The 12,399-nt window shown below is 69.3% G+C and carries 8 protein-coding genes; all 8 read right to left on the bottom strand.

The features are described 5' to 3' along the window. Positions 1–107: 107 nt before the first annotated feature. The 8 genes from ACTHJJ_RS02420 to leuS all read right to left on the bottom strand — a co-directional run bounded on the left by ACTHJJ_RS02420 (position 108) and on the right by leuS (position 12,308). On the bottom strand, positions 108–2,537 hold the full coding sequence (locus tag ACTHJJ_RS02420) for a M14 family metallopeptidase (RefSeq protein WP_440301339.1): 2,430 nt from the start codon (positions 2,535–2,537) through the stop codon (positions 108–110). A 164-nt stretch (positions 2,538–2,701) separates the two neighbouring features. Next, positions 2,702–3,604, bottom strand: a complete 903-nt coding sequence (locus ACTHJJ_RS02415) for a carbohydrate ABC transporter permease (protein ID WP_440301338.1) — start codon at positions 3,602–3,604, stop codon at positions 2,702–2,704. Continuing rightward, entirely contained in the window at positions 3,604–4,971 is a 1,368-nt protein-coding gene (locus ACTHJJ_RS02410; protein ID WP_440301337.1) for an ABC transporter permease subunit, read from the bottom strand. The genes ACTHJJ_RS02415 and ACTHJJ_RS02410 overlap by 1 nt, the downstream gene beginning before the upstream one ends. Beyond that, positions 4,968–6,353 (bottom strand): ABC transporter substrate-binding protein, encoded by a 1,386-nt coding sequence (locus ACTHJJ_RS02405; protein ID WP_440301336.1) that lies wholly within the window; start codon positions 6,351–6,353, stop codon positions 4,968–4,970. The genes ACTHJJ_RS02410 and ACTHJJ_RS02405 overlap by 4 nt, the downstream gene beginning before the upstream one ends. Next, positions 6,350–7,582, bottom strand: a complete 1,233-nt coding sequence (locus tag ACTHJJ_RS02400) for an ABC transporter ATP-binding protein (RefSeq protein WP_440301335.1) — start codon at positions 7,580–7,582, stop codon at positions 6,350–6,352. Before ACTHJJ_RS02400 ends, ACTHJJ_RS02405 begins: the two co-directional genes overlap by 4 nt. Positions 7,583–7,783: 201 nt before the next feature. Beyond that, on the bottom strand, positions 7,784–8,389 hold the full coding sequence (plsY, locus tag ACTHJJ_RS02395; RefSeq protein WP_440301334.1) for a glycerol-3-phosphate 1-O-acyltransferase PlsY: 606 nt from the start codon (positions 8,387–8,389) through the stop codon (positions 7,784–7,786). Further along, a complete protein-coding gene (locus tag ACTHJJ_RS02390) occupies positions 8,386–9,297 on the bottom strand; it encodes a DegV family protein (RefSeq protein WP_440301333.1) in 912 nt (303 codons plus the stop codon). Before ACTHJJ_RS02390 ends, plsY begins: the two co-directional genes overlap by 4 nt. A gap of 47 nt (positions 9,298–9,344) precedes the next feature. Next, entirely contained in the window at positions 9,345–12,308 is a 2,964-nt protein-coding gene (gene leuS / locus ACTHJJ_RS02385; protein ID WP_440301332.1) for a leucine--tRNA ligase, read from the bottom strand. Between the last annotated feature and the right edge of the window lie 91 nt (positions 12,309–12,399).

Raw genomic sequence — 12,399 nt, 5'->3', positions numbered from 1 at the left:
CCCTTTCGGCCCCCCCTAAAACCTTGGGGCGGGTTCGCCGCCCCCGCTGGCGCGGGCCAAACCCGCGCCGTCGCTTCTCGCCGTCGCGACTCACCCGACGGCGTGCGTCACTTGACGGTGACGATCTGCTTGTTGAAGTTCTGCGCCTTGCCTGCCGGCGAGTACCGCGACTCGACGTTGCCCGCGATGTCGACGGAGAACCAGCGGACCTCGGTCGAGGACCTGAGCGTGATCGACTCGGCTCCCTCACGCATCCCGGAGCTCTTCAGCTTCGGCGACTCGAACGTCGGGCGGCTGCCGTCAAGGGTGTAGTAGACGGTGCCCGGCTCGTCCACCGAGATGGTGAACGACGTCGATCCGGGCTCCTGCTTCGTCACCTGGAGGGTGGACTTCGGGGGCCGGGTGTCGGACTGGTGGGCGAGGGCGACCTCGAGGATGCCGATCTGCCCGTTCGCGAACTCCATGGCCTCTTCATGCCCCTCGGCGAAGTCGGGCTGGAAGCCGACGGCGGTGAAGCGCTTGGTCGTGGAGTTCCACTTGTCTGCACCGACCTCGAAGTCCCAGCCGATGATGCCGTAGTTGTACCAGAGCTCGTCGGCGGAGTTGCCGGCTGCGGAGTAGAGCACGTCGGTCACCGGGCCGGTCCGGCCTGGCCAGATCGCCGTGCCCCGCCACTGCTGGACGGCGGAGAGGATGTGCCCGGAAGCGCCCCAGAAGAAGTCCTCCGTGCCGAGGTCGACCGTCGGCAGCAGCTGCCGGCCCGCGGTCTTGTAGGCCCCCGGAGGCCACATGAAGTAGCCACCGTAGGAGTGCGTGTTCATCGCGAACTTGATGTTCGGGAAGGTCTGGGCGAGCCAGACCTCGTTGCGGGCCTCCGGCTCGGACAGCTCACTGGGACCGGCGAAGGTGTCGCTCGTGCAGGACGTCGACCCACCGTTGTACCCGTCGTAGACCGAGCCGACCGAGAAGTTCCGGTTGATGTCGACACCCCAGCTGTTGCGGCTGTTGGGGTCACCGTTGGCGGCCGGGCAGTAGTTGGTCATGTTGCGGCGCTGGCTGGCATTGTCGTAGAAGCTGTAGTGCCCGCCATCCGGGTTGACCGACGGGACGATGAAGATGTCGAGGTTGTCGACGAGCTTCTTCGTCGTCGGGTCGTTGCGGTAGTTGCGCAGCAGCCTCTCGGCGGTCTCGACGCAGACGAGGGGGGTGACCCACTCGCGGGCGTGCTCCTGGCAGTAGAGCAGCACGCCGGTCTTGGACCCGTTGCGGGCCTTGCCGATCCGCAGGGCCTGCATCTGGAACGGATCGCGGCTGACGCTGGCAGGCGCCTTGAGGTTGTCGCTCAGCTTGGTCGCCGCGACGGCGCTCGCGAGGCCCGTTCCGCCGGTCGTGCGGTAGGGAGCGGCCGTGACCAGGTTTGCCGCCGCGGGAGTGGCGTTGACCGCCCCGACGACCTGCGCGGCCGTGCTCGTCACCGCGCCAGAGCCGTTCGTTGCGAGGCTCACCGTGATGAGCTTGTCGGCGACCGAGACGGACAGCGGTGCGTTCGCCGCACCGGGGTTCTTCAGCGTGATGCCGAGGTCGTTGCCGCCCTCGTGGCCCCACGCCTTCGAGGTGACGTAGAAGCCGGCAGCGCTGGCCGGTCCGACGAGCGCCTGCGCCTTGCGCCGGTAGCCGTTGGTCTTGTTCGGCAGGTCGACGATCTCGGCGATCGACGGGAACTCCTTCGCCAGCGACTGGATCCGGGCATAGACCTCGGTCGGGTCCATGTAGTGGTCCACGAAGTCCGACGCGTAGTGCGGGCTCGGGGCCTTGCGCGGTGCGCCCAGCCACTCGGTCACGGGTGCGGTGACGGTTCCCCCGCGCGTGCTCGACACCGACAGCTTCGACGGGATCTCGCCCACGTTGATCGGCGCGCTGACCCGGTGGTACATGTACTGGCCGGCGTCCGTGAAACGCTGCATGGTCGCGGAGCCACCGCTGCCCATTGCGGTGCCCGGCCCCGAGTCCCACTGCAGGGTCAGGGCATTGGCGGCGCTCGTGTCGGTGGCGCGGATCTCCACGTTGAGGAAGCGCTGCCCCTCGGTGGAGGTGAACCACTCGGACCGCAGGACGGTCAGGGTGTCGGCCGCCTGCTCGCTCGCGGAAACCGCCGCGAGCGTGGCGTTGCGCTCGGCGCGGTTGGCGTCGACATCGGCCGCGGACTGGATGGTCTCGAGGAGGTTGAAGCCCTGCGCCTTGAGCGTGGCCAGCTCCTCCGGCGTGGCGACGAGGTGGACCTCGACCCCGGACGCGAGGGGCTTGGTGTACTCGGTGAGGTCGTATCCCTCTGCGAGAAGGCGATCGACAGATGCGGCGTCGGGCGCGAGGACGGCGACGAGGGCGGACTCGGACGCCCCCGAGGCCGGCGCTCCTCCTGCGGTGTCGGACGGCGCCTCGGCGGCGGCCATGGTGGCCAGCGCCGGAGCGATGGTGAGCGCCAGCGCGCCCGCGGTCAGGGCCGCGGTGCAGCGCCGGCGGAATTGGCGACGTTCCATGCGAACTTCCTCTCGGCAAAGGGTTCCCACGGTGGGGTGAGCCTGATCCAAGACCCCCGCCGGGCACGCGTGCAACCCCTACCGGGCGGTCACATCTTCGAGTCGCCGAACTGGTGGACGTCCCGTATTCTCCCGGCCGGCAAGGGCCGAGAGACCCCTCCTCGCTACTTCACCGAGCCCGCCATGACGCCCTGGACGAAGTAGCGCTGGAACGAGAAGAAGACGATGAGCGGCACGATCAGTGAGAGGAAGGCACCGCTCGACAGCAGGTCGATGTTGGCCCCGAACTGGCGCACCTGCGACTGCAGCGCCACGGTCAGCGGGGCCGCGTCGGACGAGGCGAAGACGAGCGCGATGAGCAGGTCGTTCCAGACCCACAGGAACTGGAAGATGCCCAGCGACGCGATCGCCGGGAGCCCGAGCGGCAGGATCACCTTGCGGAAGATGGTCCATTCGCTGCCGCCGTCCATCCGGGCCGCTTCGAGCAGATCCCGCGGGATGCCGGCGAAGAAGTTGCGCAGCAGGAAGACCGCGAACGGCAAGCCGAAGGCGACATGGAAGAGGATCACCGACAGCCGGGTGCCGAAGATGCCGAGCGTGCCGAAGAGCTGGGCGACCGGGATCAGCGCGACCTGGATCGGCACGACGAGGAGCCCGACGACGACGATGAACAACCAGTCGCGCCCGGGGAAGTCGAGCCAGGCGAAGGCGTACGCCGCGAGCGAGGCCAGGATGATGACGAGCAGGGTCGCCGGCACCGTGATGTAGATCGTGTTGAGGAACGAGTGGGTGATGGTGTCGTTCTGCAACAGGTTCTGGTAGTTCTCCAGCGTCAGCTGGGCGGGCTTGGTCAGGACGGTCCACCAGCCGCTGGCGTTGTTGTCGGCCTCGGCCCGGAACGACGCGATGAGCAGCCCGAAGGTCGGCACGAGCCAGAAGATCGCGACGAAGACGAGGACCGCCTGCACCACGCCGCTTCCCACGGCACCGACCAGACGGGCCACCGGCCCCCGCTCGATCGAGCCACCGCCACCGACCGTGGAGCCCACCTCCGGAACGGCGCTCACTAGTCCTCCTCCCGTCGGAATCGCCTGATGTTGAAGAGCATTGCGGGCAGCACGAGCAGGAACAGGAAGACTCCGAGCGCGCTGCCGAGGCCTTGGTCGTTGCCACCACCGAACGACACGAGCCACATCTGCAGCGCCAGTACGTTGGCCTCCGGCTGCACAGAGCCGGGCGCCATGATGTAGACGAGGTCGAAGATCTTGAGCACGTTGATGACGAGCGTGACGAAGACGACGAGCAGCACCGGCGAGAGCAGCGGCATGGTGACCCGCCGGAAGACCTGCCACTCCGTCGCACCGTCGACCCGGGCCGCCTCCAGGGCATCGCGCGGGATCGCCGACAGGCCGGCGGCGATGAGCACCATGGCGAAGCCGGCCCACATCCAGACGTACGCGGCGATGATCGCGGGTGTCACGAGGTTGGGCCCCAGCCACGTCACCCCGGCGAAGGGCTGGGCGAAGTTCGAGCCCGGCAGCCGGATCGTGTAGGCACCGCCCTTGAGGTCCGTGAAGGCGAAACGCCCGTCGTCTCCCGTCGTGGCCGTGTCCACAACCGTGCCGTTCTGCACGGCCTGGACGGTCAGGCCGGGCATGCCCTTCTCGTTCGGGTCGATCTGACCGGGCTTCCCGCCGCCACCCTTGGCGAAGTCGAGCCAGACGACGCCCTCGATGCGACCGGCGCCGACGCCCCCGGTGGGAGCCGGCTTGGCCGCCGAGGCGCCCTTCGGCAGGGCGTCCGGCGCGAACCCGATGAGCGGTAGCGACACGGCGCTGCCCGGGCTCACCGGCGACCTGGTCTGGAACCCGTCACCGCCGGAGACCAGCGCCTTCGCGTCACGGGGACGCGCGCCGGCGTACTGCGACGAGCTGCTGAAGGCGTCATGCACCCCCACGATGACCGCGTTGGCGACGCCCTTGCCAGGGTCCTGCTCGTAGACGAGCCGGAAGATGATCCCCGCGGCGAGGAACGAGATCGCCATCGGCATGAAGATGACGAGCTTGAAGGCCGTGCGCCAGCGGACCCGCTCGGTCAGCACGGCGAAGATGAGGCCGAGCGCCGTCACGACGGTCGGCGCGACGACGACCCAGATGACGTTGTTGCGGATCGCCTGGAATGTCTCCGGGTCGGTGAACATCGTGACGTAGTTGCCCAGCCCGATGAAGGTGTTGCCGCCCGCGTCGAACAGGCTCCGGACGAAGGAGTAGGCGATCGGATAGAGCATGAGCACGGCCAGCAGGATCGAGGCAGGCAGCAGGAAGGCCACCGCCGTCGACGGCCGGCCGCGCTCGCCGGTGGTGCCCCGGGTCTCCTCCGTCTCAAGGGACGGAGGAGCCTCGGGGCGACCGGAGTTGCGGAGCGGAACCGTCACTTGCCGTAGGCCTTGGAGGCGTCTGCCTCGAGAGCCTGCATGGCGCCCTGGACGTCCTTCGGGTTGCGCAGGAAGTCCGCGAGGTCCTTCCACTCGCCCGCGCCCTTGGTGCCACCAAAGGCCGACGGCGCCTGGTCGGACATGTCGAACCGGAACGAGTCACCGGCGTCGATGAGCGACTTGGCGATCTCACGCGACGTGTCGTCGGGGTAGGCGTCGAACGAGACGTTCTTGTTCGGCGAGGTGAACCCACCGGCCTTGACCCAGATCTCGGCGGCCTGCGGTGAGGCCAGGTACTGGAGCAGCGCCATCGCACCCGGGTTGTCCTTGAACGCCACGGCGACGTCGCCGCCGCCAACCACGGCGGGCTTGTCACCGACGGCCGGGAACGGGAAGAACTTCGCGTCGGTGCCGAGCTTGGCCTTGGTCGAGCTGGTGATGACCCCTCCGACGAAGTCGCCCTCATAGACCATGGCCGCCTTGGGCGGGTTGGAGAAGACCTTCGTCACCGAGGTCGGCATGTCGGCCTGGAGCGCACCGTTCGTCCCGCCCGCGAGCAGCTTCGGGTCGCCCCAGAGCTGCGCCAGCGTGTCGAGTGCCTTCTTGACGGAGTCGTCCGTCCACTTGATCTCGTGCTTGGTGAGCTTGTCGTACATGTCGGGGCCGGCCTGGCTGAGGTAGACGTTCTCGAACCAGTCCGTGAGGGTCCACCCGTCCGCGCCGCCGACGGAGACCGGCTCCTGCCCGGCGTCGGAGAGCGTGTGGGCCGCCTTGATGAACTCGTCCCACGTCTTCGGCGGCTGGACGCCGGCGTCGTCGAACGACTTGACGTTGTACCAGACCGTCGACTTGTTCGAGGCCTTGAACCAGACGCCGTAGAGCTTGCCGTCGATCGTTCCGAGGTCCTTCCAGACCGGCGAGTAGTTCTGGTCGACGGCGCTCGAGACCTCGTTCGTCACGGGCTTGAGCGCGCCGCTCTTGGCGAACTGCGCCATGAGCCCGGGCTGCGGCAGGAAGGCGACGTCGGGCGGGCTGCCGCCCTTGACCCGCGGGGTCAGGACGCTCGCGATCTGGTCACCGGTCGAGGTGTACTTGATCGTGGCGCCGGTCTGCTCCTCGAAGGGCTTGACCACCTGCAGGAAGTTCTTCTGCTCGTCGCCCGTCCAGACCGCCGCGACCTCGAGGGTCTGGCCGTTCAGCTTGGGCAGTGAGAGTGCGCCCGTGGCGCCCCCGGTGCCGCCCGTCTCGGTGCCCGTCGCGCCTGCGGTGGCGCTCCCTCCCGGGGTCGTCGTGTTGGTGTTGTTGCCTCCCGAGCCGCAACCGGCCGCGGCAAGGGCGAGTCCCGTCATGACCACGGTCAGGCGCAGTGCTCTTCTCATCATGCTTCCTTCCTGGTGTCGGTCTCCGTCGGTTCGGGGGCCCGGTACCCAATGGCCTGCCCGGTCCCCGGATCGAAGTAGTGCAGCCGACTCGCGTCGACGGCGATCCGCACCGGCTCGCCGACCTGGGCCTTGGTGCGGGGGCTGCAGCGGGCGATGAGGATCGTCCGATCACCGTCACCCCCGCCGAGGCCGGGAGCCGGCTCCATCTCGGCCTCCGCGTCAGGGTTGTCCCCCGCGTCGACCCGGTGCGCATTGAGGGTGAAGTGGACCATCACGTCGGAGCCCATCGCCTCGACGAGCTCCGCCTTGGACGCGAGGACGTTCTCCGAGCTGCCGCTGAGGTCGGCGTCGTCCATGTCCTCGGGCCGGATGCCGACCACGATATCGCTGCCCACGTGGTCCTCGAGCCCCGGGTGGTCGGACAGGGCCGCTTCGGGGATCTCCAGTCGCTGGTCGCCGAGCAGCACGGTCAGTCCGCCGTCCCGCTCGAGCCGGCCGCGCATGAGGTTCATCGCGGGCGAGCCGATGAAGCCGGCCACGAAGAGGTTCGCCGGATGGTCATAGAGCGACTGCGGGTGGTCGACCTGCTGCAGCACGCCCTTGCTCATCACCGCGACGCGGTCCCCGAGAGTCATCGCCTCGGTCTGGTCGTGCGTCACGTAGATCGTCGTGACGCCGAGATCCCTTTGCAGCCGGGCGATCTCGGCCCGCATCTGGACGCGCAGCTTTGCATCGAGGTTCGACAGCGGCTCGTCCATCAGGAACGCCTTCGGCTCACGCACGATGGCCCGGCCCATCGCGACGCGCTGCCGTTGCCCACCCGAGAGGTTGCGTGGCTTGCGGTCGAGGTGGTCGGTGAGGCCGAGGATGTCCGCGGCCCGCTGCACGCGTCGGTTGATCTCGTCCTTGGGCATCTTGCGCAGCTGCAGCCCAAAGGCGATGTTGTCCCTCACGGTCAGGTGCGGGTAGAGCGCGTAGCTCTGGAACACCATGGCGACGTCCCGGTCGCGCGAGGGGACTCGGTTGACGACGCGATCGCCGATGGTGATCGTGCCCTCGCTGATCTCCTCGAGCCCGGCGACCATGCGCAGCGCCGTGGTCTTGCCGCATCCGGACGGCCCCACCAGGACGAGGAACTCGCCCTCTGCGATGGCGAGGTTCAGGTCACCGACCGCGCGTGTCCCATCGGCATAGACCTTCCCGACGCCGTCCAACCTGACCTCGGCCACGTGCCCTCCCGGAGCTCTCTCGATGCCCCCGCTCTGCACAGCGAGGCGAGGGCACCGTCGTTCCCGCCTTGTCCATCCCTACCATTCTGGCCAACAGATACCCACCCATGAGCTCGAACGTCGCCCAATCGTGACGTGGCAAACCGGGACGTATGGCGCCCACCTCACACGCCGGGGCGTTTCCTCCCGCGCAGCCGCCGTTCAGTGCAGGCGGCGCTGGCGCCACCAGCCGACGATGTTGGTGCGGTGGCGCCACAGCACGAACAGCCCGAGCACGACGAGCCAGCCGGCCGTCCACCCGTCCCCCGGGGCGCGCCCTGTGAGAACGAGACCTGCCGCGACGAGCAGCCCGAGCGCCGCGCAGATCGAGCCGACCGCCACCCAGCGGGTCAGCAGGACCGCTGCGAGGAAGACGACGACGACCACGAGCGCGACCCAGGGGTGCACCCCGAGGATGGCACCCAGGGTGGTCGCCACCCCCTTGCCGCCCCGCCCACGCAGGAACGGTGAGTAGATGTGCCCGAGCACCGAGGCGAGGCCGACGGCGTAGGCGAGGTGGGCGCCGAAGAGGTGGCCGGCGACGAGCACGGGCAGCAGGCCCTTGAGGACGTCGAGCACCCCGACGACGACGCCCCACTTGCGCCCGAGGACGCGACCGGCATTGGTGGCGCCGGGGTTTCCGGATCCTGCGGTCGTCACGTCCTTGCCGAGGACCTTGGCGATCATGGTGGCCGGGTTGACCGACCCGATGACGAAGGCCACCAGGATCGCAGCCGCCCAGATGACGGCGACCCAGCCAGTGCTCACGGCTCGTCCTCGACCGTCGCATTCCCCCCGGCGTCCTGCGGCTCGCACCCCGCCGGTTCGTCCGGACGCGGCGAGACGGCGATCGCGAGCGTGCTGGGGCCGACGTGGGCGCCCACCACGGCCCCCAGCTCGACGACGCGGACCTCTCGGGCCTCCGGCACCGACGTGCGGAGGCGCTCGGCGACCTGCTCCGCCCGCTCCCCTGCGTCGAGGTGGTGCACCGCGAGGTCGACGGCGAGCCCGCCGGCCCGCACCTTCTCGACGACGAGGGCCTCGATCCGCGCGATCGCCCGGGCCGCGGTGCGCACCTTCTCGACCGGCACGATCCGGCCGCCGCGCACGGCGAGGATCGGCTTGATCGCGAGCGCCGACCCGAGCAGCGCCGAGGCCGCGCCGATCCGCCCGCCGCGGCGCAGGTGCTCGAGCGTGTGGACGTAGAAGAGGATTCCCGACGGCTCGAGCCGGGCGTCGATCGCGGTACGCACCTCACGCAGCCCGGCACCCGCGGCGGCGACCCGCGAACCGCTCACAGCGGCATACCCCATCGCCATCCCGATCGTCTCCGAGTCGACGACCTCGACGGGCACGGGCGCGTCGGCTGCCGCGATCCTCGCGGCCTCGACCGTCCCCGACATCTGCCCCGAGAGGTGGACCGACACGATGGCCGTGGCGCCCTCGTCGGCGAGGCGCCGGTACGTCTCGCGGAAGACCTCGGGCGCGGGCCGCGACGTCGTGACGATCGTGTACTGCCGCAGGGCCGCCGCCACCTCCTGGGCGGTGATGTCGGCTCCCTCGACCAGCTCGTCGCCGCCGACGACGACGTGGAGCGGCACGACGTGGATGCCGTGCTCGCGCACCAGGTCGGCCGGGAGGTATGCCGTCGAGTCCGTGACGATCCGAACGCTCACTGCCCCTCCTTCCGCCCTGGTGCGCGACCGGTGCGCTCAGCCCAGCGTCACACAGGCACGACGTTGACGAGCTTCGGCGCGCGGACGATGACCGTGCGGATCCCGTCCTGCGTCGCGGCCCTTACCTTGTCGCGGGCGAGGACCAGCTCGCGCAGGTCGGCCTCGGAGATGTCGGGAGCCACCTCGACCCGGTCGCGGACCTTGCCCTTGATCTGGATGACGCAGGTGACCTGCTCCTCGACGATCTTGGTCGGGTCGGCCTCGGGGAACGGCGTGTAGGCAACTCCGCCCGAGTGGCCGAGCCGTGCCCACATCTCCTCGGCGATGTGCGGTGCGACGGGCGCGATCATCAGGACGATCGCCTCGACGACCTCGCGCGGCGCGACGTCGAGCTTCGTCTCGGCGTTGTTGAGCTCGATGAGCTTGGCGATCGCGGTGTTGAACCGCAGGCCCTCGTAGTCCTCGCGGACACCCTGGATCGTCCGGTGCAGCTGGGTCGTCAGCGCCTGGTCCGGGACCTCGTCGCTGACGACGACCGCACCGCTGCCCTCGTCGACGACGTTGCGCCACAGGCGCTGCAGGAAGCGCTGGGCCCCGACGACGGCCCTGGTCTCCCACGGCTTCGACAGCTCGAGCGGGCCCATCGACATCTCGTAGACCCGGAAGGTGTCCGCGCCGTACGCGTCATACATCTCGTCCGGGCTGACGGAGTTCTTGAGCGACTTGCCGATCTTGCCGTACTCGCGGTTCACCGGCTGGCCCTGCCAGGTGAAGGTCGACTCCTCCCCCGGACCGCCCGGGTGCTCCTCGACCTCGGCCGCCGGGACGTACTGCCCCCGCGAGTCCGTGTAGGCGTAGGCCTGGATGTAGCCCTGCGAGAAGTACTTCCGGAACGGCTCCTCGCTGTCGAGGTAGCCGAGGTCGTGGAGCACCTTGTGCCAGAACCGGGCGTAGAGCAGGTGCAGCACGGCGTGCTCGACGCCGCCCACGTAGAGGTCCACGCCACCCGGGTCCTGCGTGCCGGCGGGCGCGCCGTCGACGGGGGTCGGCCACTTGCCCATCCAGTAGCGCTCGTTGCCGGGGTCGACGAGCGCCTGCTCGTTGACCGGGTCGAGGTAGCGCAGGTAGTACCAGCAGGAGCCGGCCCAGTTCGGCATCGTGTTCGTCTCACGGCGGAACTTCCGCCGGCCCCTGCCGTCGCCGAGGTCGAGCTCGACCACGACCCACTCCGGCACGCGTGACAGCGGCGGCTCCGGCGAGCTGTTCGCGTCGTCGGGGTCGAACGTCTTGGGCGAGTAGTCCGGGACGTCCGGCAGGGTCAGGGGCAGCTGGCCCTCCGGCAGCGCATGGACGACACCGTCTTCGTCGTAGACGACCAGGAACGGCTCGCCCCAGTAACGCTGCCGGCTGAAGAGCCAGTCACGGATCCGGTAGTTGATCGTGCCCTCGCCGATCTCGCGCTCCTCGAGCACCGCGATGATGCGGGCCTTGGCGTCCTCGACGCCGAGGCCGTCGAGGTTCGCGATATCGGAGGCGGAGTTGACGATGACGCCGTCGCCGACGTAGGCGTCGGCGAGCGGCGCGTCGGCCTCATCGAGAGAGGGCGCGACGACACGGACGATCGGGATGGAGAACTTCGTCGCGTACTCGAAGTCGCGCTCGTCGTGCCCGGGCACCGCCATGATGGCGCCGGTGCCGTAGCCCATGAGGACGTAGTCGGCCACGAAGACCGGGATCGGCTGGCCCGTCACGGGATTCGTCGCGAACGACCCCGTGAAGACGCCGGTCTTGTCCTTGCCCTCGGTCTGCCGCTCGACATCGGACTTGCGCGAGGCAGCCAGACGGTATGCCGCCACCGCCCCCTGAGGGGTGCCGCTCGCCGCCGCGTCGGCCCCCTTCCAGTCCTCGTGGGTGCCCTCGGGCCAGGTGCCCTCCGGGACAAGGGAGTCCACGAGGGGGTGCTCCGGGGCGAGGACCATGAACGTCGCCCCGAAGAGCGTGTCCGGGCGGGTCGTGAAGACCTCGATGTCGGTCGTCGAACCGGCCCGGTCGCCGGACGCGAGGGTCACCGGGAAGGCGACCCGGGCACCTGCGGACCGTCCGATCCAGTTGCGCTGCATCAGCTTGACCTTCTCGGGCCAGTCGACCCGGTCGAGGTCGTCGGCGAGCCGGTCGGCATAGGCGGTGATCCGCATCATCCACTGGGACAGGTTGCGGCGGAAGACCGGGAAGTTGCCCCGTTCGGAGCGGCCCTCGTTGGTGACCTCTTCGTTCGACAGCACGGTCCCGAGGCCGGGACACCAGTTGACCGGGGCCTCAGAGGTGTAGGCGAGCCGGAAACCCTCGAGCACCTTGGCCCGCTCGGCTTCACTGAGGTCCGCCCACTCGCGGGCCTCGCCACCGGGCATCGGGCGCTCGCCCGACTCGAACTGGGCCACGAGGTCTGCGATCGGCCGCGCCTTGCCACGGCCACCGTCCGCGCGGACCGCGTCGACGTCATACCAGGAGTTGAAGATCTGCACGAAGATCCACTGCGTCCAGCGGTAGTACTCGGGGTCGATCGTCGCGAAGGTGCGCCGGTTGTCGAAGCCGAGGCCGAGGCGGCGCAGCTGGCGACGCATGTTCGCCATGTTCTCCTCGGTCGTCTTCCGAGGGTGCTGGCCGGTCTGGACCGCATACTGCTCGGCGGGCAGGCCGAACGCGTCGTAGCCGAGGGCGTGCAGGACGTTGCGGCCGAGCATCCGGTGGAAGCGGCTGTAGACGTCGGTGGCGATGTAGCCGAGGGGGTGGCCGACGTGGAGGCCGACTCCCGAGGGGTAGGGGAACATGTCGAGGACGCAGAGCTTCTCGCCGCGGGCGCCGACCTTGTCGGGCTCGGCCCAAGGGCCCGCGGGGTTGGGGGCGTCGAAGGTGCCCTCTTCCTCCCAGCGGTCCTGCCAGGCGAGCTCGATCTCCTCGGCCATCCGGGCGGTGTAGCGGAACGGCGTCTCGTCGGTCGTGGCCTGGCTCATCTCATCACCTTCGTCGCGTGTGGCTGGTCGCTCCCGCCCGGGTCTCTCGGCGGTCGCGCGGGGAGGTGCCCCGTCGGTCGGGCAAAAGAAA

The organism is Intrasporangium sp., assembly GCF_051961875.1.
In the GTDB taxonomy this organism is placed as follows: Bacteria; Actinomycetota; Actinomycetes; order Actinomycetales; family Dermatophilaceae; genus Intrasporangium_A.
Note: the sequence above shows the minus strand (reverse complement) of the source record. Positions and strands in the feature narration are given on the sequence as shown.